Consider the following 21,552-nt stretch of genomic DNA (forward strand, 5'->3'; position numbering starts at 1 on the left):
TTAGCTTAAAATAGTAATTTGGGTGGTTGAATTACCGCTCTAATAAATGTAGTATATTTTTGTGTGTAAATTGAGTCAAATGAAGTTTAAAATAATTTAAGTTTAATTGAACTTATTCCTTTTATTATATGAGAATTGAATTCGGAGGGACGAATTGTGGAGAGAATTATTGTTACTGGGGGTCAGACGCTAAAAGGCACAGTACGCGTTGAAGGCGCAAAAAATGCTGTATTACCGATTTTAGCTGCTTCTCTGTTAGCTTCTAAAGATAAAAATATGATTAAAGATGTACCAAACTTAGCGGATGTCGGTACTATTGGTGAAGTATTAAAAAGTTTAAATGCGATTGTCAAATATGATGTCGAGAAAAACGAAATGATGATTGATGCCTCTATGAAGCTATCAAGTGAAGCACAATTCGAGTTTGTAAGTAAAATGCGTGCATCCATTTTAGTAATGGGTTCACTATTGGCACGTAATGGTTTTGCGCGTGTAGCATTACCAGGCGGCTGTGCAATTGGATCTCGTCCAATCGAACTTCATTTAAAAGGCTTCGAAGCTATGGGTGCAGAGATTTCCTTTGGTCATGGCTATGTCGAAGCAAAAGTAAAAGATGAACTAAAAGGCGCAGAAATCTATTTAGACTTCCCAAGCGTTGGAGCTACTGAAAATATTATGACAGCAGCCTCTTTAGCAAAAGGAACGACAATTATTGAAAATGCAGCGAAAGAACCTGAAATAGTAGATTTGGCAAACTTTATTAACGCAATGGGTGGCCGTGTCATTGGTGCCGGTACTGATACGATTCGTATTGAAGGCGTTAAAGAATTAAAAGGCTGCGAACATTATATTATTCCAGATCGAATTGAAGCTGGTACATTTATGGTAGCTGCTGCAATTACTCGCGGAGATGTATTAATTGAAAACGCTGTACCTGAGCATATGACAGCACTAACTGCAAAAATGCGTGAAATGGGCGTAGAAGTTATCGAAGAAGATGAAGGCATCCGTGTGCGCGCGAATGACCCATTAAAAGCGGTTGATATTAAAACGATGCCACACCCGGGTTTCCCTACAGATATGCAATCACAAATGATGGCATTAATGTTAACGGCAAACGGTACGAGTATTATTACGGAAACTGTTTTTGAAAATCGTTTTATGCATGTTGAAGAATTTCGTCGCATGAATGCAGACGCAAAGATTGAAGGGCGTTCTGTATTTATTGAAGGTGGCAAAAAACTTCAAGGTGCCGAAGTGTCAGCGACAGATTTACGTGCAGCAGCAGCACTAATTTTAACTGGTCTCGTATCGGAAGGCGTAACTCGTGTTACAAAGTTACATCATTTAGATCGTGGCTATGTGGATTTCCACAAAAAACTAGCTTCTTTAGGTGCTCAAATCGAGCGTATCGATTCAGAAGAAGAAGTTTTACAAGAAATCGTTGTAACAGTTTAATAGCCAGATTCATAGAAACATATAAAGCATTCAGGAAGCGAGGTTCGGGCTTTCTGGATGTTTTTTGTTTTGATGGGGGAGAAAGCGGAGGATTAGAAAGTTCCGGCATTAAAGTAGAACAGCTCGGTGAGAAAGTAGAACCGGCAGCTGTAAAATTAAAACAATCCTATCCAAAAGGTGAAAGAAGCACCACTCATACCCTGGAACCCTTCCTCCGCTCTCATTTCTCAAAAGCTAGAGTTTCTCTCTCCAAAATGAACTCATATTCTTCTCATACGTTCATATACTGTTTCATGAAAAAAATTATCCTATACTTTATCATCTGCGTCCTATTGTTTTTAGTCCCGTTCACTTTAATATCTAAGAAACAAACCTCCATGCCTGAACCACCAGAATCTACTTCTTGTCCATTATTTATCAAGATGAATAATACTACAGTTCCAATCGAAGACTATTTAATTGGTGTAATTGCAGGGGAAATGCCTGCAAGTTTTCATATGGAAGCATTAAAAGCCCAGGCAATTGCCTCCCGAACTTATGTATTGAGGCAGACCGATTACGGGAAAAAACCGATTCTTACAACAACAGCCCATCAAGTTTACAATGATCAGGAATTGCGGGAAGAAAAATGGAAGACCACCTTTGCTGAAAATGAAGAAAAAATAACAGACGCCGTCAAACAAACAGCCAACCAAATTCTTACCTATAATGATGAATTGATTACAGCCATGTTTCATGCATCATCCTTTCAATATACCGAGTCAGCTGAAAACTATAGCGGAAATCCGATTCCCTACTTAACAGCAACCACTTCGCCGGAACAGTTAAATCAAGAACAAACAATGTATACATTTGCAGAGTTAAATAAAAAACTCAAACAAAATTTCTCGAAGGCCCAGCTTCAAAATGCAAAGTTACAGCGAAATGACACGGGCCGCATTGAGCAAATTACCATTCATAAAAAAACATGGTCGGGCAGGGAAGTGCGTACACTTTTAAACTTGCGGTCGACGAATTTCACATGGGAACCGACAGCTGCCGGTATTGCAATTAAAACTTATGGATACGGGCATGGGGTAGGGATGAGCCAATATGGGGCAAATACGATGGCACAGGACGGTTTAACGGCGGAAAAGATCCTTGCTCATTACTATCCATCGACAACAATAAAATCGATAAATTATTGTAAAAAATAATGTTTAACTTTCCAATTTCTTGTACACACTTCCATTTGAGGTGATGAATATGAGAGAAGTTAAACAAAAGCCTTCTCAGAAACCAGTTATGCAAAGACGGTGGTTTTGGCCGGCTGTATACGGTGGTATGGCAGTAATGATTGTGGCCGTTATTTTTAGTTTTAATGCATTGTTCGAAAGTCAGAACGAACAGGAACTAATGGAAGAAGTTTCTGCACCATCCGATCAGTCGATTGTTCCAACAACAGCGACTGTTACGGAAAATTTGAAGTACCCGTTCAAAGAAGAATACTTAAATGAAGTAACGATTTTACAGGATTTTTATGACGTCTCAAAAGATGAAGCAACACGTGAAAACTCACTGCTTGTATTTAATCAAGTGTTCACAACATCTACAGGGGTCTCTATCGCAATTAACAGCGAGCCATTTGAAGTTGTTGCAGCAATGAGCGGTGAAGTGACAGAAGTAAAAATGGATGCATTTACAGGCAACAGCATTACAATTACACACCAAAATGGTATGCAAACACGCTATAACTCCGTGGCAGATATTCTTGTAAAACAAGGCGATCAAGTTTCACAAGGAGATCAGCTTGCTACTTCACAGGAAAATGAATGGAATCCAAACATTGGCGTTCATTTACACTTTGAAGTATTGGAAGATGGTGTACTGGTGGATCCGAACAAATATTTATCCTTTTGATTACTTAGCAAAATGGATGAATTCGGATATATTTTTAGTAAGTTAACAACGAATCCTTCACTCTACTTCGAATAATTAAGAGCCTGCTCACATAAGGTGAAATATTAAGAAGCAAGGCAGCAAGGCTCTTTAGATTAGAAGTAGAGAGGGAGAGGACGTGCACGAACATATTCGGCAACGCTGCGTTCGTTTGGGTGAACTGTTGGTAGAGACAGGTGAAACCGTGCGTGCACTCGCGAAAATGACGGGATTCTCTAAAAGTACTGTACACAAAGATTTGACAGAGCGGCTAAAACAAGTGAATGAACCACTTGCGCTACAAGTACAACAAGTTTTAACCTATAACAAATCGATTCGCCATTTACGCGGTGGTGAAGCAACACGTAAAAAGTGGATTACAAAGCAACAGGAAAAAAGCATTTAGTCTGTTTTTATAACAACTAAATGCTTTTTTTAGTGAAAATTAATGTAGGTTTTTACCATTATAATCCATTATAAAGGAAAATCCTTCCCACAATATTGGTGTAATTCAAAACTGTATATGATAAAATAACTAAGATAGACAGATATAGAATCGTATACATGTTCAAATGGGCGGAAGGAGAATTACGAAACATGTTTTCTAAAGATATTGGGATTGATTTAGGTACTGCAAATGTTCTGATTCATTTAAAAGGCAAAGGGATTGTTTTGAATGAGCCATCTGTAGTAGCAATCGATAAAAAGACAAATAAAGTGTTGGCAGTCGGTGAAGAGGCACGTCAAATGGTGGGACGTACTCCGGGAAATATTATCGCGATTCGTCCATTAAAGGATGGTGTGATTGCGGATTTTGATGTAACAGAAGCGATGCTAAAACATTTTATCAATAAATTGGACGTTAAAGGTTTCTTATCAAAGCCCCGTATTTTAATTTGCTGTCCGACGAATATTACTTCGGTAGAGCAAAAAGCAATTCGTGAAGCAGCTGAAAAATCAGGCGGCAAAAAGGTTTATTTGGAAGAGGAGCCTAAAGTAGCAGCAATCGGCGCAGGTATGGATATTTTCCAGCCAAGCGGTAATATGGTCGTTGATATCGGTGGAGGTACAACGGATGTAGCAGTATTATCAATGGGTGATATCGTAACGAGCGAATCGATTAAAGTTGCTGGTGATGTATTCGATAATGATATATTGCAATACATAAAGAAAGAATACAAGCTGCTGATCGGCGAACGTACAGCGGAAAATATTAAAACAACAATCGGTACAGTGTTCCCTGGCGGACGCGACGATACAATGGATATCCGTGGCCGTGATATGGTTACGGGCTTGCCAAGAACAATCGAAATCAATTCGGAAGAGATTGAGCACGCATTGCATGAATCAGTTAGTTTGATTGTACAGGCAGCAAAAGACGTACTGGAAAAAACACCACCTGAATTATCGGCTGACATCATCGATCGAGGCGTTATTTTAACAGGTGGCGGTGCGTTATTGCATGGCATTGATCAGCTGTTAATCGAAGAGCTGAAAGTACCTGTATTCGTGGCGGAAAACCCAATGGATTGTGTGGCAGTTGGGACTGGAATCATGCTGGATAATATCGATCGCGCGATAAATAAATAAATTATATTACTTATAAATATCAGTTTTTTGCCGATAAATGATAAATACGGCACAATTAGAGGTGAATTGAGTGTTTAAAGGTTTTTATACAGTAGCTACAGGAATGGTTGCACAACAACGTAAAACAGAAATTTTAACGAATAATATGGCGAATGCCAATACACCTGGTTTTAAATCAGATCAAACGACAATTCGTTCTTTTCCGGATATGTTGATGTCAGCTGTGAATTCGACAACAATTCCGACACAAAACGGGTTTCAAGTAAAGAATCTTAATCCGGTTGGTGCGGTGAATGCAGGTGTTTATCTACAGGAAACAATGCCAAACCAAGCACAGGGTCAGATTTATTCAACAGGTTTAAATACAGATATCGCATTGATCAACAGTACGATGCCTACTGACGAAACATCTGGAAATTCCGGACAAATTTTCTTCCGCTTAGAAAATGAATCTGGAACAGAAAGCTATACACGTAACGGGAATTTCACGCTGGACGGGCAGGGTAACTTAGTAAACCCTCAAGGACTGTTCGTATTGGATGGGAATGGGGAACGCCTGCAGTTTGATAACGATAATATCCGCATCAGTTCAGATGGGGCGATTTTTGACGGAAATGATGTACAGATCGGCACATTAGGTGTGGCATTTTCCGAAAATCCGGACGTACTTGTAAAGCGTGATAATGGGTTATTTAATACATTGGATGGCATCGATCTTCCATCTGCCTATGGTCAGGAAAATGTACAGTTTTCGATGCAACAGCAATATTTAGAAGGCTCCAATGTTGATGCTTCTAAAGCAATGACAGATCTATTGACTGCATACCGCGCATTTGAAGCAAACCAAAAAGTGCTTCAGGCATACGATAAGAGCATGGAAAAAGCAGTAAATGAAATTGGACGAGTTAATTAATTACTTGCATTAGAATAATAATGGAAATCATTTCTAACCTATAGCGATTATTTTCATTAACTGTCGAATTTTCGTATAATTAAGGAGGTGCGGGAAATGTTACGTACAATGGTGAGTGCGACAAATACATTATCTCAACTACAGCATCAATTAGACACAATCAGTACAAATATCGCAAACAGCAATACAACAGGCTATAAAGCACAGCAGGCAAATTTTACGGAAATGCTGTATCAGCAGTTCAATAATGATGAATTAGACCGCACTGTCCGCGATACACCCGTAGGTATCCGTTATGGTGCAGGTGCACAGATCGGATTAATCCAATCCAATCAGACACAGGGCTCACTGGAAGTAACTAACCGTGATCTGGACTTTGCCTTAACAACAAAGAACCAGTATTTTAACGTGTTAATGCAAAATGGGGAAGGCGACGTACAAACCGCCTACACTCGTAACGGCAGCTTTTATGTATCACAGACCGAACCAGGTATTCTTTCACTCGTAACTAGTGAGGGATATCAAGTGGCCAATGCAGATGGACAGCCAATCACATTCCCGGATGATGTAACAGGCTTTACGATGGATTCAGACGGTTCGTTAGTGGCAAGCTATGAAAATGGTGCACCGCTAAAATTCCAGTTGGGGATTTCTGAACTTCAAAAACCAAACGTAATGGAAAAACTGCAGGGCGGGACATATATCGGCTTACCGGAGAACCTGGATGCACTTGGTTTCACACAAGCGCAAGTACTGACAGATCTGCAAGGGGCCAATCGTCAAGTGGGCATTCAAAAAGGTGCACTTGAAATGTCGAATGTGGATGTATCAAAAGAGATGACAAATTTAATTCAAGCACAGCGTTCATATCAATTTAATACACGTGCGATTACAATTGCAGATCAAATGCTTGGGTTAATTAACGGTATTCGCTAAACGTGCCACATTGTTAAGGGAGAAGTTTTATGACGAAAGAGTTAGAGAGACAGATCGAACAAAAAGAGCCTGCAGCCAAAAAGACGAGACGCAGCCAAAAGAACGTTTCAGAGCCGCCAACGGATCAGACGGTTGGTAAGGTTCGGCTTCGACTGATTCCGATCTGGCTACGTATATTAATCGTAATTCTATTATTTTTAGTAGCGGTAATTGTAGGGCTGGTTGTTGGTTACAGCGTTATTGGAGACGGGGCAGCATCGGATGTTTTAAAGTGGGAAACATGGCAGCATCTTCTCGATATTATAAATGGTAAAGAGTAGAGGGATTGTCGGAGTATTTTCCGAACAATCCCTTTACAGTGAAGAAGCAAAATCTAATTTTTTAACGGATTTGGAGCTAAAAGCCGGCTGATTCCAGGCTCTTTCTCCAATATTTGCATCGCTTTACCAGAACATACATAAAAATAAACGATTATATACATAATATTATAGAGGAAACAAGGGGGATTTTTTCATGTTAAACGCAGAGCAAATTCAAAATATATTACCACATCGCTATCCATTTCTATTAGTTGATCGCATTCTTGAAATCGAAGAAGGAAAGCGCGCACTTGGATTGAAAAATGTATCGATTAACGAAGAATTTTTTAATGGGCATTTTCCTGGCTATCCAGTAATGCCGGGTGTCCTGATTGTCGAGGCACTTGCGCAAGTAGGTGGTGTGGCATTATTAAAAGCATCTGAATACAAAGGACGTCTTGTATTTTTAACAGGGATTGATAATTGCCGTTTCAAGCGTCAAGTCGTACCGGGCGATCAATTGAAGCTTGAAGTGGAATTTTTGAAGTTGCGCGGGCAAATGGGGAAAGGCCGCGGTATTGCGACAGTGGACGGCGAGCTAGTTTGTGAATGCGAGATTTTATTTGCAATTGGACCTGAACAGCCAAAATAATCCGATTTGCATTTATCACTCAAAGATTATAAAATATAAAGGTTGAAGAAAGTTTATTTTTTCGACATAATTCTCCAGAAGCTGTTCCTGTGAGGGAAGTTTCTAGGAAGTCGGCAAGTTAAAAGATTTAAAAGGACGTTTTAAAGGTGTACCAAGCTGAATCAAGATGTCCATTCATGGAATCTTTTATGAATGTTAACAATGAGTGAACTTTGGCTTTAAACGTAGGAGGTTTTAAAATAGATGTATAAACAACTGTCTTCAGGAGTAAAAATTAGTATTACACGTTCGATCTCAACTTCGTTTGAAGCATATTTAGCAAGCATTGGTTGGGATGAAGATAAATTTTCAATGGAAGACTATATGGTCATCTGGCAAAACTATTTCAAGGAAAATGCTGCATGGATAGAAAAAATACCGACAGACATTTTATTGAGCAGTGAATTTCATGAGGAAATTGCTAAAAAAATGGATGAGGTCATTACAAAAATTTTAAATGAGGAGCCAACTGAAAAGCAAAAGACGGAGATTGCCAAATTGCAGAAAAAATTAGGTACAAATTACAAATTCGACTGTAAATCAGAAGCCGCTTATGTTGAACAGCTCTTAAAAGATAAATTGAAATAACCGCACTTTTTTTTAGGATAGATCCTTCTTTTCCCGGGCAATCTATGTACGATCACATGAAGTGATCACATGATTGTAGATGGGAAGGGAGGGAATTTTTTATGCGAAAATCAGCACTGCTTGTCGCACTTTCGCTTGGTTCGCTGTTATTTCTCTCAGCGTGTAACACAAATGACAACGCTGGAGATGACAATTTAGGAAACGATGTCGAAAATGGGGCCAATGATGTAATGGATGACACGCGTGACGTTATTGACGACACAGTAGATACAGTCGATCCAAACGGTCAAAATGGCAACAATGGGCAGACAAATGAGAGTACGATTGATAACAATCAGAACTCAAATGTGCCGAATGGTTCAAGTGGTCCAAATGGCGAAAATGGCGCAACAGCACCTGGTGCACCATCCGTTAACCAGGAAGATATCATTGAAGACCAAGCTGATCGAAAAGATAAAGATCACGTCGATAATCACTAACAGAAAAAATCAGTGTTCATTTATGAGCACTGATTTTTTTGCGTAGTGGAACAGGAATTAGAGAAAAATGAAGGAGAGCGAGGTGGGAAGGGGAATGATAGGAGATGAAAAAATGAGTATTTATTTTGATTAAGCGGGGAATCAGTTGAAAGAAGACAGAGATTTAAGTATTCACCTCACCTCCACTTTGAATATACAACATTTGAAAAGTCGGGACAAACACGGCGGAATTGGAGAATTACGGTGAAACAGTAGATGAAAAACTACTTTTCGCCCGAATGAATAAGCCGAAAAAACAAAGTGACCCTAATTCAAAAAATCTGGCATTCGATTGTTAATTTCGAGTGCCAGACTTTTTATTATTGTTCTTTTAACAGTTTACGGTCTCGCATACCTTTCTCGAATGCTGCAAGAAGCTCTGCATTGCTCAAACCTTCCTCTAATAATTGGGCCAACAATTGCTCAGCATATTTTTTTCGCTGCGATTTTAATCTTCCCTTAATGAGCACTGAAATTTTATCGTCTACTTTTGTAATAGAATGAACGACAACGGCAAATGGTGCAGGTTCATTATCGGGCAATGATATGATGACCCGGGCCTCGAGTAGTTTCTCAGCTTTAATGAACTCATTGAAAAAATCTTCATATTCTGCGGATGTATAAAGCTCTAGCACCCATGTTTGATGACTATTTTCCTGATTAATAATAATGCCATCGATTAAGGGGATTTTTTTAACTCCCCGATCAAGTAATAAATCAAAAGCAAGCATTTTAAAGGTTTTCAACAATCCATCCCCCCTAGTAAACGGTAATAAAAGTATAACATATAAAAATATGCAAAACTGTCATTTTCAACCAAGGGAAAAAATCACGCTAAATTAAGGCATGATAAACTATTTTATAATATTACAGGAAATTATACTATGCCAAATTGACTTTTTAGGTATTGTCTTTTAGGGGAAATCGTCATTTTCTGACTTTGTCAAAAAGTGAGGTATCCGCTATGCTATAGGTAATTTCAAAGAAAGGAGGTCAATGAATGAATCATGTTGGGCTAGTGGGACGCACAACGAAAGATGCGAACATAAGACAACTATCAGAAGGACGCATACAAACGAGTTTTGTATTGGCGGTTAATCGCACATTTAAAAATAGTGAAGGAACAATTGATGCTGATTTTATACAATGCAGCGCATGGGGAAAAACGGCTGAATTGATTGCCAAATATTGCGGAAAAGGATCGCTGATTGGTATTAAAGGGCGACTGCAATCGAGAACATATACAAATCGTGACAATCAAAAAGTATATACGATGGAAGTTTATGTTGAAGATGTGAGATTTTATATATTAAAAGCCCCGAATAAAGCAGAATTAGCCGCAACGGCTCCTCCGATTTCCAAAGATTTTGTACTACCCGAACATGAAACTGAATATGTAAAACAATTCTAACCGTTATATCCAGGCAAAAAGGTATATAGGGGGTGTATAGCTCAAAAACTGCTGTTTTGACCGCACAGTAGTAATTATTCTTTCCCGTAAAATCCTATATTAACTGAATAAAGTAGTGAAGTAAGCATTAAAAGAGTCTACTTCATGGCGTAAAAGTAGACTCTTTCTTTTATTTCAACTGGCTCGTATCCAAAACGAGTAAGTCCATTAGTTCACTATCATCGAGCTCTGTCAGCCATTTACTCGACTGAATCAACTCTTCGGATAGAGTTGATTTCAAGGCAATCATTTTATCGATTTTTTCTTCAACAGTACCAATTGTCACGAACTTATGCACTTGAACAAATCGAGTTTGTCCGATACGGTAAGCACGGTCTGTCGCCTGATTTTCTACAGCAGGGTTCCACCATCGATCGGCATGTAAAACATGTGTTGCCGCTGTTAGATTAAGTCCAGTTCCGCCAGCTTTTAACGATAGTAAAAATACCGGGAACTCTCCTGCCTGAAACCCGTCAACTAAACGATCACGCTGATGCTTTGGCATACTTCCGGTTAAGAATGGGGCATCTACATCATAAAGTTCCGATAAACAGTGTTGAATCAGGTTACCCATACCAATGTATTGCGTGAAAATTAAGCATTGCTCACCACTATCAATGACTTCCTTCGTCATTTCGATAATTCGTTTAAGTTTTACGGAACGATTTATCATCATCTTCGCATCATCAAATGGTTCCTTTAAGTATAGAGCAGGGTGGTTACATAACTGTTTTAATTTATTAAGCATTTTCAGTATGCGTCCTTTTTTTTCAAAACCTGTCAACTGTTCAAGTGTAGCGAGTGTATCCTGAATATAGCCTTCATACAGTGCAGCTTGTTCTGTAGACAATGCACAAAATACATGTGATTCTTGCTTATCCGGCAAGTTTAATTGAAGATCCGGATCTCGTTTGGAGCGACGCAATAAAAAAGGTCTGATTTTTGTTCGCAGTACCCGTTTATGTGCTTCGGATTCATTGCGCTCAATCGGTAGTATAAATTGCTCAGAGAACTTTCCAATGCTACCTAAATAACCTTTATGAATAAAATCAAAAATTGCCCATAGTTCCGAAAGTCGATTTTCAACAGGGGTGCCGGTCAATGCAATATGATGCTCCCCTTTTAATTTTCGAATGGCGCGCGATTGCAGCGTCTGCATGTTTTTTATATTTTGAGCTTCATCTAAAGCTACAGTTGACCATTCAATTAACTGTAATACATCTGCATCCTGAGTGACTGTTCCGTATGTCGATAAAATAACATGAGGACGTTGGTTTGCAACAAAATTTGTTAAATCTTCTTCTTTTAAACGACGTGGGCCATAATGTGTATAGACATGTAAATCAGGTGCAAAACGTGTCAGCTCCTTTTGCCAGTTGCCGACAACCGATGTAGGACACACAATTAATGTCGGCTTATCGATTTGCAACACATTGACTGTATGCAATATATACGTTATGAGCTGAATGGTTTTACCGAGGCCCATATCATCTGCTAAACATGCACCAAATTTCTGATCACGCATGAATACAAGCCATTCGAACCCTTCCTGCTGGTAAGGGCGTAACTCAGCGTGAAGCTTGGCTGGCACAGTTACTTTCGGTAAACCTTTTTTATTTTGCAGCTGTTCCAAATAAGTTTGAAGAGATTGCTGCATTTCAAATGCAAACAATGGATCATCACGTTCAGCATCCTCTTCGTCATTGTCTTCCAGTGGAGCAGTCAATGTTTCAGGGAGCTCACGGAATAATAAGTCACGTACTGTCCAATTTTCTTCCTGTGCTTGTTCCATTAATTCACGCATTTCTTTTAGCCACTCGGCATCAATTCGAAACCATTCTGTACCGATACGAACAAATTCGCGTTTTTCATCGACAAGTTTTTTGAATGCTTCAGCTGAAACTTCTTCTCCATTCATGGAAAACTGCCATTTGAATGTTAAAAGATCATCCAACCCAGCGACACTGCGTGTAGATTGATTATTGGCACTTACACGTACACGCATTTTTGACTGCTTTAACTCTTTCAGCCATGCAGGTAAAATGACTTCAAAACCAATTGCCTGTAATTTGCTTAGCTCTTGACGCAAAAATTCACGAACTTCTAAATCATTGAAGGTCATATGAATAAAGTGGCTGCTTTCTGCATTTAATTGAATTAACTCCACTATTTGCTGTTGAAGCTGCACAATTTCATCTGCCAGGTTGACCCATTTTTTAGGCAATGCTTCAGCGACTGGAAGTTTACGTTTAGATGTAGCAGGTGTCCAATGCTTGGCAGATGTTGGACTGATAAGTACGGTTTCTAAAAGCCAGTGATCCTCATTTTCTTCTGGCTCACTTAATCGTAACGCCATCTTGACTCCATCAAAAATATGTGAGGTTTGCATCGGCCAGCCCCCATTTTGGAAAAATGGAATAAGGGCCAGCGTATCCTCTTTAGAGAGACCTGCATCTGTAAGCTTTTGTTCGACCGCAAATTGCAGCAAGTCATGAGAAAAGGAAAATCCTTGCTCGTTAACCGTTGCTTGCTGCCAAAGAGTCTCATCATTCCATAATGGTAAAGTTTCTTGTAATGTTTTGAAAAAAATATCTGTATCTTCATCAAACGCTACAAAATCTAAAAGCGGATGGCGATAGGAAGGTGAGAGCACATCAAGTAAATGTGAAGCTGAAATGATCAGGTCCCGTTCTTCCAATGATGTGTGTAAACCATAAAAGTTTCGTTCAAACTTAAAAAATAAAGTCGGTACCCAACCTGCAGTCGGTATAATTAAATCGTCTTTTGTATAGGCAGTTAGCCGGAAATAACCCGGACGAATTGGAGATATTTGTATACGGAATACCTTTAAAAAGGGTTGTTTTGATTGAAATAAATAATGCATTGTTTCGTTGCGCATAAATCGCAAGGTCACCTCCTCCTGGCACAATTATGTTTTTGCATAACCATGGTTGGGTTTTTGGGCCACATAAATAGGGGCACTTATATGTTGCCGCAAGTTGCGGTTTTCTTAATTTAAATAAAGTCTAGGGTGTCTTCAATATTCGCTGAACGAGCATATACTAAGTAAGCAAGTTACTTTTATTGATTTCTTCTTGTAATGCACGCAAACGTTTGTATTGTTGCTGCACAGCTTCCATATAATTTATAAAATAATCGAGCTTTCCTGCTTTTTTCGAAGCTGTCTTCATGGCGCGCCAAATACGTACTGCTTGTCTATAGTTTTGACGCGATTTTTGCTGAATTTCTTCCATCGCGTAGAAGTGATAGAGAGGGAGTGCGGTCTCCGGTGCATGGGCAACCACTTCTTTTAAGCCAGCTTGATCTAAATATGGAATGGATGAAGAATAAAGTTGGTGGAGTGCAACCCATTGCTCATATCGTTGCTGGCGCAATAAAAAATTGGAAAATGATTCGAGACCATATCTTCCAAATGACCCATATAACATCAACTCTTCTTCCTCGGTTAGTGTAATTTGTTCATACAATTGATCGAGCTTTCGTGTGAATTTTTGGCGCTGTACAGGTTGAAGAAGTTCTTGCACAACAGGCTGTATAAGAGGTAGGGCCTTTTTTAAAATAAGGGTTGCTTCATCAATAAAACCTTTTTGTAATGCAAATTTGCTAACTTCTATATAGCTTTCAATATTTTGTTCATGCATTTCCTCGACCGCAGCTACTAACTGAGTATCTTTCTTCATTAATATATAGAAAATCGTGTGAACAACTTTTAAATCAATATCTGATTCATGGTTTTCAAGTTGTTCTAGTATGGCCATTTCCGTTGTTATCCTTTTATTTTCCCCGAAAAGCTTAGTCCAAAATTGTAAGTAAAGGTTTAATCGAAAAGTGCTGGCACCTTTTTCTATTAATAATATATCGCGAACTTGTTGTTGGAGCGCATCAAAAAAAGGCTCGGTTGCAAACAGTCGCGTCATTTTACTTAGTGAATCAATCGAACGTTGAATTCGACTCAACGTATTATCTAAAAAGATTTGTGAATAATGATGCTTCATATCTATTTTTGTTTTTACAGCATGTAGTAAGAAACGTTTGATAATCGCCACTTCCACAAACAAACTAAAAAGATCTTGCCATTCTTGCTCATATGGACGATGCCGCTGAACTTTTTGACGTATGCTCTCCTGTAGCGTACCAAGCACATACGGTTCAATTGGTTGTGTTCCTTTGATCGCATACTGGAGCACTTCATCGACCATCCTTTGCCAGTTTTCCGGACTGCGCTCCGTTGCCAAGGAATTCAGGGAAGTCGATTTTTTTGACCGCCAAATCGATACCCACCGCTGCAGTGAAATAAAGTATTGCGATAGTTTTAAAATTACGGCAAGCTTATGGCGGCACACAGCTTTATTTGGGCAGCTGCATGTAATTGTCTTTTGTTCAAAATTAATAGATATTTCCGCCGTAGTTGCATCTTGAATTTGGCAAACTAAAAACTGGCCAAATTTCGAATAATAAGGCGGCTTAATTGCTTGGTTTCGTACCGTGAACATGGCACGGGTCACAAGCTCTGCATCATCCTCATTAGAGGGATGGAGCTGGTCTTCAAACGATGTTAATGTATGTTGAATAAAATCTTTATGAGCATGTGCAATTTCAGAAAACGTTAAACTCAAAGCGTTTTTTTCCTCCTCAGTATTAAAGTCAAAAAAAGTCGTTCCTTTCATTATAATACGAATCAGTTCAAAGCGGTATGGAAAAGAGAATAGATTAAACTTTAACATAATAATTTATCCTTGGGAGTTTGAAATGTCGAAAGTATGGGGAAACTATAAGTAAATATAATTTATTCAAGTGTCAGATTGGATATTGAACGTGTCAGTAATTGAGTAATGGTAAAAAAACAGTAAAGGAGGAATTCCAATGATCCAGGTTGAATTTATGAAACCCTTTTATACAAAAATGACAGGCACGAAATTACGATTAGTGTTTGCCTATCAATATTTTTCGATTACAAAAGAGGAGGAAGTATTTCACTTCATCCCGATTGAAGGTAAGGAAATAATTGTGGACTTAAATTCAATGCAAGTAGAAAACTTATCCGAAGTTTTTGTATTCCAACGAGGCAATCGCTTTGTCCGTCTCCCGCTTTATCAGCTCCTGCTTGTATCGAACGTCCATGAATATTTATTGCCAATCATTGAAAACGTTTCTGATAAAGTAAAACCTTCGCAAAATGAACTTGTGCAAGAAGTTAACGAAGAAGTAGAAAGCATTGTTCGTACGCTTGAAGAGCATAATTTATCCCGTTTAATCGATGATGCTCTCGAGTCGCGTAATGAAGCTTTATTCCATGATCTCATGGCAGAAAAGGCGAAATTAGCTGGAGGCTACGCATCGTGAATCGTCAAGACTTCGATTGAATCCTGTTAGCCCGAACATTGGAGCTATCAGGATTTTTTTATTATTTTCAAGTGAGGAAGAAGGCAAAAAATACGTTCTCATTTGCTTTGAGTAATCTACGCAATCTTGTACAAAAGTAAAAAGCACTGTCTCCCAGTTAAACTGAGAAAACAGCACTTTTAAAGTTCTTATCAGCTACCTTATTTACGGAACGTCTCCAATGCCAACACCGCAGTCTGTTGAGCTGCTGTTTGCAGTCCCTTTATCTGTGTGCGCAACTTGATAGACAGGTCAGCACGGTCAGCGAGCATAGCTGATGCCTGCTTAAACAGCTCCTCGCCATTCCAATCATCCTGCTCCACATGTCCGAGATTTGGCTGCTCTGCAATTTCTGCAAAGGCATCGATTTTCGGATCGTAGGAAAGGGCGATGAATGGTGTTGCTTCGATTGCGGAAAAGATGAGCGAGTGCAGACGCATCCCAATCAATAAATCCGATTTTCCGATAATGGCAACCTTCTCTTCAATCGACAAATTCCCTGGAGCCACAATGCTCTTTTGTTTCATCATTTTTACAAGCTTGTACGATGATTTTTCATCATGGATATCGTGCATCGGCACAAATACAATTGTATGTCCCGCTTCAGCCAGCAAATCCAACCCGTCCGCAACTTTTTGCATAAAGTTAACTTCTGAAGGCCAGTCACGTATACTGACAGAAAGATAACCATCAGCTGCAAAGGCTTGACGCTCCAGCCACTCACTACGAAACGTGGAAGAATCTAAGCCGATAACCGGATCCGGCACAAGGGACATTGCCTGCTTCACACCGATTTCATTAAGCAGCTCTTTTGATGCTTCGTCACGTAATGTTACACGATCTACCCGGTTCAATGTATACTTTGTCAGCTTGCGGCTTAATGGATGACGGATAGGACCCATTCCTTGTGCGTAAATGAATACCGGAGTTTTATGAAACTTAGCCAATCGCATGATTAGGCAATAGTAAGGAATTGTTTTCATTCCTGTCTGATCCTGCAGTAAACTGCCGCCACCGCTAATCAGACCATCCGCAGTTTTTAATACTTTAGAAATCTCTTTGATCTTCCAACGATTGACCGCTGCTACCCCATACGTTTTAGAAGTAGTATCAGGATTGTTGGAAAGCACCGTAATTTCAACATCCGGCTGTTCTTTGCGGAGGGCGGTAATAATAGACAGTAAAATTGCCTCGTCACCAACATTGTCAAATCCGTAATAACCTGAAAGTACGATATGCATTACGACCACCTCGCAATCCATTTTATTATATATTTATAAATTACTTTAAACACATAGATAAAAATAACGCCAATGACAAAGCCAAGTATCACACTATACGCCGTACGTAAAAGTGAGGCAGACAGCGGGATATGAAGATGTGTAAATGTATTCATTACCGATAAGAAACCAATAACTGCCGGTACAAGTAATATATGTCCAAGCTTACGATTTACCGACATCGCATAAAGTGCTACAACGAAAATAGGGAAGCCGATTAAAAATTCTTTCGTACGCGGGCGCACATATAGTGTATCTTCAAGCCACTGACGAATCGAAAGCTCCAAGGCGCTTGCTGTACCAGCGTTACCTGTACGACTAATGTAGAAAAGGCCAATTGCCGCTACAACAACGAATAAAATTAAATGCCAGTAACGCACTTCGGTATTCATTATTTTCACTGAGCGAGAGAGCGCATGCTTGTAGCCGCTAGCGGTAATGCGGTACATGGACATGATTACTAAAACAACGACACCCGCAATCGGAATAATGTATACAAGTTTTACACCACGGAAAGCTTCAAATCCAGTTATGAATCCATTGCCGTTTAATAAGCCAACGACAATAAAAATCCCAACAAAGCTAATCGCGACTGCCTTTAAATAAAGGGCGGCAATTTTAACAAGACTGTTCGAGCCTTTCTTTGAAGACATAACCGCATAAATCGGCGTCAATACAGCGATAACTAATGCAAACGCCTGTACAAACACAAGACGGTCAAGAACAAAATAACCTGCTGCTAATGCCAGCATTACCACAGCTGCTACATACTGCAATGGTCTGCATGAAGTTAAACCAACCATTAAATAGGTGAATACCACACCTGCTAAAAACAGCAGTAATTTCGACCAGGAAGGCACATCAATTTTGTCGAATGGCATAGGAGCACCAGCTGCAAAAGAAGCCGGCATACGCTCATGTACTTCTTGCAAGTAATCAACCGCGAGCTCCAGGTTTTCCGTTGAATCGCCAGTCGTTTTAATATGGTAGAAAATCGATCGAATGTTACGTTCTTTAATTGCACGTACTGAAGCGTCCAGTGACATTTGTAAAGATGCGTACTTCGAATTCTTATTCACATCGATACTAATTAAACGGACCGCATTGTATTGATGCTGACGGGCCATTGGAAGTTCACCCTTCAGCTGGCTTCCTTCTATTAAATAGAAGTAGTAGCCAGCATCGTCCAGCTTTTGTACAAATTTGGGCTGTGATACTTGCCCAAAGCCCAATGCCTCTGTTCCTAAACCTAGCAGACCTGCTGTTGAATCGGTTTTAAGGTCGACAAGTTGATTGACAAGCGCACCATTTACCTCATCCATTACTGCATTTGTTACACGGAATACATGCGATAACTCATGACGATTAATGGCAGCAAGCGTTTGTTCATCATAGCCAAGCGGTGTTTGATCATCATAAAATTCATCCGAACTCGGGAGGAAATAAAACGGCTGATCACCGAATGTCACTTCCTCTACATCGATTATGTCCGTAATAAAACGCTGGTAATAAGCATCTTCCGGCACAGAAATATAGTAGCCTTTATTTTTCACATCCACACTATTACGGTAAGGTGTAAAGTACAGCTGCGCTGCTAGTTCATTTTCCTCAAAAATTGTTACAATGCTCTGTTTTTCTAAATCAGTTAATGTAACTGGACTTATACTGACAGTCGATAAACCGGCCTCTTTCAATTGTCCGAGTACCTCATCAACGGAGAGACCACTTTCATTTGATGTAATTAATATTTCCTCATAGGGAATAATGACTTCATAGACATTGTTGCCTTGTTCTACATTCCAGCGGTTGATTACGCCGATAGAAGCCGCTAGTAAAAGAAGAACAATTAATGTCCAAAGCCAGGACTGCTTAATTTTCATAGAGTTTTTCGACTCCCTCTTTTTAATGTGTAGTTTTTTCCCGATGACAGGGATTCGTTTGACATCGTCCGGATGAAGCGCACCGAGACCCCATAACAGCGCCGCATAAATAATGCCGCCGACACCAATTGCGAGCAGGGCATAACCTAGTGCGAACAATCGCCCCCAGCTTGCAACATCGAGCCACAGCGTAGGAAGACCAACTGCCAATGCCATTATAATAGAAGAAAGTATAATCTTTACGGTCATTCCGTTTAACGCAGAGAATCGCATTTTACGTAGAATGACAAGAGTATTCACGATAAACACAACGGCATAGACGATTAATGTCGACCAAGCTGCACCCTCAAGCCCAAATTGTGAGATGAGTACGATGTTGAGCACGATTTTTAACAGTACCCCACCTATAATGATAATGGCAGCAACTCTTGCCGCGCTCATCCCTTGGAGCACACCAGTACTCACAAGTGTCAGAGAGGTAAAAGCGGCACTTGCACTGATGATTGCCAGCATCATACTCCCTTCTAAGTTGGTATAAAGGGCTAAATTCAGTGGCAATGTAAGTGCAACTAATCCTAACGCTGCAGGCCATGTAATCAAGTGTGTCATGCGGTATGTTTGCTCAATGACGTTACGTGTACCTTCTAAATCATTTTGTACAAGCTTTGTCGTTATTAACGGCACGAGCGGTAAAATTATTGAGGACGCAAACACTGTGGTAATTTGCACGAGCGTCATGCCTCGTCCATAAAGACCGTACAAATAGTTGATTTCCTGTTGTGCGGTAACACCCATTTGTTTTAAAGCATACGTTGCGGTAAACGAGTCGACAAAGTTAAACAATGCCATCGTCACCGAACCAATCGCAATCGGAATCGAGATTTTTAAAATCGTACGGCCCCAGTCAGGGAAGTCACGGCCTGGTTCATATTTCTCAGTTGCTACCACCTTGTAAGGGGAACGACGGTATTTTATGCGTAAATAAAGCAGTGAAGCAAGTGCTCCTATAACCGAACCGATCATCACACCACCTGCGATGACTTCTGTTGACAGGTCCATTTTTACAAGTACATATGCGGCAACGATAATAAGCACAGCACGGATCAGCTGCTCGACAACCTGGGATACTGCAGTAGGGCGCATATCTCCGTAACCTTGGAAAAAGCCACGGTATACCGCCATATACGGAGCAACCAATAGTGTCAATGCGACGATAATCAATGCAAAGCGCGTCGATGGACCGCCAAGCGCATCTGCCAAAACATGCGAGAAGCTAAAAATGACGGTAAAGCTGAATAGTCCAAAGCACAGCGCTAAAATACTCGCTGTAATATAAATTTTATGAATTTGCTGTGGCGTATTTTTTGAATTCGCCTCAGCAATCAGTTTTGAAATCGCCAGAGGAATCCCTGCGACCGATAAATACAAGGCTACCATATAGACAGGATACACAAGGCTGAAAATCCCGAGTACTTCATCACCGGCAATATTTTGCAGCGGCACACGGAAAATGCTGCCTAAGATTTTGGACAGCAATGTGGCAACCGTTAAAATAAGCGTACTTTTTACTAACGTTGATTGGCTCATAGGCTTATCGTTGTCCTTTACGCTTTAGAGTAAGCACTTTTAAGGCAAACTGAGGCAGCACGAGCATACGCTTCCAACGGCTCGGCTGGTTCAGTAGGCGGTAGAGCCATTCAATATTCAGCTTTTGCCAAATGACCGGCGCACGCTTCACCGTTCCTGCAATAACATCAAATGACCCGCCGATGCCCATGAACACCCCATGTGAGAACTTGTCCATGTTTTCGGAAATCCATTTTTCCTGACGCGGTACACCTAACGCGATAAAGATGAAATCAGGCTCAAGCGCGGCTGCTTCTTCAGCAATCGTATTATTTTCCCAATCAAAGAAACCGTCGTGATAACCAACAATTTCAACATTCGGGTAATCCCGCTCAATATTTGCGACTGTTTTTTCAAGAGTTTCCGGTTGCGCCCCGAGTAAATACACTTTGTAACGCTTTTCCTGACCGATTTTTAAGAGTTCGACCATTGTATCATAACCGGTTACACGTCCAGGCAAATCCTCGCCCAGCAATGAAGCCGCTTTTACAACGCCAATCCCATCGGCACAAATATAATTCGCTTCCTTTATATAAGTCATTAATTGCGGTTCTTCATTTGCCCGCATGACAATTTCAGGATTAGCCGTAATAACAAAGGTTTTTTCCTTTTGTGCAGCCCGATCCACGAGCAGCTTTACGAAATTAGTTTGATTTATATGTAAAAAGGGTACCCCCATAATTTCTACATGTTTCATATTGTATTGACAACCTTTCTATAAGAAGTGCTTTTACTGCCAATTCACAGACAAACATTTACCTGTACCGAGAGCAAATCCTCAGGGACAGGACTAAACGAGAAGCCCGACTTGCCAGTAAAGTTTCGAGTGGTGAAAGCCAACAAGCAGTAGGGGAGTCCACTGATTGAAGTTTCACTTTATCATACCACAAAAATATTGGAGAAAGTGACCCCTATTAGGCAACAAATGATCTGTAATAACCGTTAGGACGAAACCCGAAGAGAAAGGTTCTACTATTTAAATAGTAGAAATGAAAAAAAGAAC

19 protein-coding genes are annotated in these 21,552 nt (G+C 40.0%); 13 read left to right on the top strand and 6 right to left on the bottom strand.

Annotated features, from left to right (window positions below; translation table 11 throughout):
- Positions 1–156: 156 nt before the first annotated feature.
- The 11 genes from murA to MKZ25_RS03050 all read left to right on the top strand — a co-directional run bounded on the left by murA (position 157) and on the right by MKZ25_RS03050 (position 8,871).
- Positions 157–1,458 (top strand): UDP-N-acetylglucosamine 1-carboxyvinyltransferase, encoded by a 1,302-nt coding sequence (gene murA / locus MKZ25_RS03000; protein ID WP_340800073.1) that lies wholly within the window; start codon positions 157–159, stop codon positions 1,456–1,458.
- Positions 1,459–1,835: 377 nt separating this feature from the next.
- The gene (gene spoIID / locus MKZ25_RS03005; protein ID WP_340800074.1) at positions 1,836–2,654 is read left to right on the top strand and encodes a stage II sporulation protein D; all 819 of its coding nucleotides are present in this window, start codon (positions 1,836–1,838) and stop codon (positions 2,652–2,654) included.
- A 49-nt stretch (positions 2,655–2,703) separates the two neighbouring features.
- Positions 2,704–3,357, top strand: coding sequence for a M23 family metallopeptidase (locus MKZ25_RS03010; protein WP_340800075.1), 654 nt, complete (start codon positions 2,704–2,706; stop codon positions 3,355–3,357).
- Between the two features lie 157 nt (positions 3,358–3,514).
- Positions 3,515–3,781, top strand: a complete 267-nt coding sequence (locus tag MKZ25_RS03015; RefSeq protein WP_008404436.1) for a sporulation transcriptional regulator SpoIIID — start codon at positions 3,515–3,517, stop codon at positions 3,779–3,781.
- A gap of 191 nt (positions 3,782–3,972) precedes the next feature.
- Positions 3,973–4,965: a rod shape-determining protein gene (locus tag MKZ25_RS03020; protein ID WP_340800076.1), complete on the top strand. Its 993-nt coding sequence runs from the start codon at positions 3,973–3,975 to the stop codon at positions 4,963–4,965.
- A 70-nt stretch (positions 4,966–5,035) separates the two neighbouring features.
- Complete coding sequence (locus MKZ25_RS03025) at positions 5,036–5,878, top strand: flagellar hook-basal body protein (protein WP_340800077.1); 843 nt, start codon at positions 5,036–5,038, stop codon at positions 5,876–5,878.
- A gap of 96 nt (positions 5,879–5,974) precedes the next feature.
- On the top strand, positions 5,975–6,814 hold the full coding sequence (locus MKZ25_RS03030) for a flagellar hook-basal body protein (RefSeq protein ID WP_340800078.1): 840 nt from the start codon (positions 5,975–5,977) through the stop codon (positions 6,812–6,814).
- A 29-nt stretch (positions 6,815–6,843) separates the two neighbouring features.
- Entirely contained in the window at positions 6,844–7,134 is a 291-nt protein-coding gene (locus MKZ25_RS03035) for a DNA-directed RNA polymerase subunit beta (protein WP_340800079.1), read from the top strand.
- A gap of 193 nt (positions 7,135–7,327) precedes the next feature.
- Positions 7,328–7,765 carry a 3-hydroxyacyl-ACP dehydratase FabZ gene (gene fabZ, locus MKZ25_RS03040; RefSeq protein WP_340800080.1) on the top strand — a complete coding sequence of 146 codons (438 nt, stop codon included), beginning with the start codon at positions 7,328–7,330 and terminating at the stop codon, positions 7,763–7,765.
- A gap of 243 nt (positions 7,766–8,008) precedes the next feature.
- On the top strand, positions 8,009–8,392 hold the full coding sequence (locus MKZ25_RS03045) for a hypothetical protein (RefSeq protein WP_340800081.1): 384 nt from the start codon (positions 8,009–8,011) through the stop codon (positions 8,390–8,392).
- 101 nt (positions 8,393–8,493) lie between these two features.
- Positions 8,494–8,871 (top strand): hypothetical protein, encoded by a 378-nt coding sequence (locus MKZ25_RS03050; protein WP_340800082.1) that lies wholly within the window; start codon positions 8,494–8,496, stop codon positions 8,869–8,871.
- 359 nt (positions 8,872–9,230) lie between these two features.
- On the opposite strand, the gene MKZ25_RS03055 is transcribed toward MKZ25_RS03050, so the two are convergent.
- Positions 9,231–9,656, bottom strand: coding sequence for a YwpF-like family protein (locus tag MKZ25_RS03055; protein ID WP_340800083.1), 426 nt, complete (start codon positions 9,654–9,656; stop codon positions 9,231–9,233).
- A 254-nt stretch (positions 9,657–9,910) separates the two neighbouring features.
- Here MKZ25_RS03055 and MKZ25_RS03060 point away from each other — a divergent pair, with 254 nt between their 5' ends.
- The gene (locus MKZ25_RS03060) at positions 9,911–10,321 is read left to right on the top strand and encodes a single-stranded DNA-binding protein (protein ID WP_340800084.1); all 411 of its coding nucleotides are present in this window, start codon (positions 9,911–9,913) and stop codon (positions 10,319–10,321) included.
- Between the two features lie 169 nt (positions 10,322–10,490).
- Here the strand turns inward: MKZ25_RS03060 and MKZ25_RS03065 are convergent, their stop codons facing one another.
- A complete protein-coding gene (locus tag MKZ25_RS03065; RefSeq protein ID WP_340802962.1) occupies positions 10,491–13,259 on the bottom strand; it encodes a DEAD/DEAH box helicase in 2,769 nt (922 codons plus the stop codon).
- A gap of 163 nt (positions 13,260–13,422) precedes the next feature.
- Positions 13,423–14,997: an SWIM zinc finger family protein gene (locus tag MKZ25_RS03070; RefSeq protein WP_340800085.1), complete on the bottom strand. Its 1,575-nt coding sequence runs from the start codon at positions 14,995–14,997 to the stop codon at positions 13,423–13,425.
- Positions 14,998–15,244: 247 nt separating this feature from the next.
- Between MKZ25_RS03070 and MKZ25_RS03075 the strand changes: the two genes are divergently transcribed.
- A complete protein-coding gene (locus MKZ25_RS03075) occupies positions 15,245–15,724 on the top strand; it encodes an IDEAL domain-containing protein (RefSeq protein WP_340800086.1) in 480 nt (159 codons plus the stop codon).
- A gap of 200 nt (positions 15,725–15,924) precedes the next feature.
- Here MKZ25_RS03075 and csaB read toward each other — a convergent pair whose 3' ends face one another.
- Genes csaB through MKZ25_RS03090 form a run of 3 tightly spaced genes read right to left on the bottom strand, consistent with a single transcriptional unit; the run spans position 15,925 to position 21,246 of the window.
- A complete protein-coding gene (csaB, locus tag MKZ25_RS03080; protein WP_340800087.1) occupies positions 15,925–17,004 on the bottom strand; it encodes a polysaccharide pyruvyl transferase CsaB in 1,080 nt (359 codons plus the stop codon).
- Positions 17,004–20,510, bottom strand: coding sequence for a DUF5693 family protein (locus tag MKZ25_RS03085; protein WP_340800088.1), 3,507 nt, complete (start codon positions 20,508–20,510; stop codon positions 17,004–17,006). The genes csaB and MKZ25_RS03085 overlap by 1 nt, the downstream gene beginning before the upstream one ends.
- 4 nt (positions 20,511–20,514) lie before the next feature.
- Positions 20,515–21,246: a WecB/TagA/CpsF family glycosyltransferase gene (locus MKZ25_RS03090; protein ID WP_340800089.1), complete on the bottom strand. Its 732-nt coding sequence runs from the start codon at positions 21,244–21,246 to the stop codon at positions 20,515–20,517.
- Positions 21,247–21,552 lie beyond the last annotated feature (306 nt).

Source organism: Solibacillus sp. FSL W7-1464, assembly GCF_038004425.1.
Taxonomy (GTDB): Bacteria; Bacillota; Bacilli; order Bacillales_A; family Planococcaceae; genus Solibacillus.

Excerpts from the sequence above, each read along its gene's own strand:
- MKZ25_RS03035 (WP_340800079.1), top strand. The coding sequence starts at position 6,844 with ATGACGAAAGAGTTAGAGAGACAGATCGAACAAAAAGAGCCTGCAGCC.
- MKZ25_RS03030 (WP_340800078.1), top strand. The coding sequence starts at position 5,975 with ATGTTACGTACAATGGTGAGTGCGACAAATACATTATCTCAACTACAG.
- spoIID (WP_340800074.1), top strand. The coding sequence starts at position 1,836 with ATGCCTGAACCACCAGAATCTACTTCTTGTCCATTATTTATCAAGATG.
- MKZ25_RS03085 (WP_340800088.1), bottom strand. The coding sequence starts at position 20,510 with ATGAGCCAATCAACGTTAGTAAAAAGTACGCTTATTTTAACGGTTGCC.
- csaB (WP_340800087.1), bottom strand. The coding sequence starts at position 17,004 with ATGCATATCGTACTTTCAGGTTATTACGGATTTGACAATGTTGGTGAC.
- MKZ25_RS03060 (WP_340800084.1), top strand. The coding sequence starts at position 9,911 with ATGAATCATGTTGGGCTAGTGGGACGCACAACGAAAGATGCGAACATA.
- MKZ25_RS03010 (WP_340800075.1), top strand. The coding sequence starts at position 2,704 with ATGAGAGAAGTTAAACAAAAGCCTTCTCAGAAACCAGTTATGCAAAGA.
- MKZ25_RS03050 (WP_340800082.1), top strand. The coding sequence starts at position 8,494 with ATGCGAAAATCAGCACTGCTTGTCGCACTTTCGCTTGGTTCGCTGTTA.
- MKZ25_RS03020 (WP_340800076.1), top strand. The coding sequence starts at position 3,973 with ATGTTTTCTAAAGATATTGGGATTGATTTAGGTACTGCAAATGTTCTG.
- MKZ25_RS03065 (WP_340802962.1), bottom strand. The coding sequence starts at position 13,259 with ATGCGCAACGAAACAATGCATTATTTATTTCAATCAAAACAACCCTTT.
- MKZ25_RS03090 (WP_340800089.1), bottom strand. The coding sequence starts at position 21,246 with ATGAAACATGTAGAAATTATGGGGGTACCCTTTTTACATATAAATCAA.
- fabZ (WP_340800080.1), top strand. The coding sequence starts at position 7,328 with ATGTTAAACGCAGAGCAAATTCAAAATATATTACCACATCGCTATCCA.
- MKZ25_RS03045 (WP_340800081.1), top strand. The coding sequence starts at position 8,009 with ATGTATAAACAACTGTCTTCAGGAGTAAAAATTAGTATTACACGTTCG.
- MKZ25_RS03075 (WP_340800086.1), top strand. The coding sequence starts at position 15,245 with ATGATCCAGGTTGAATTTATGAAACCCTTTTATACAAAAATGACAGGC.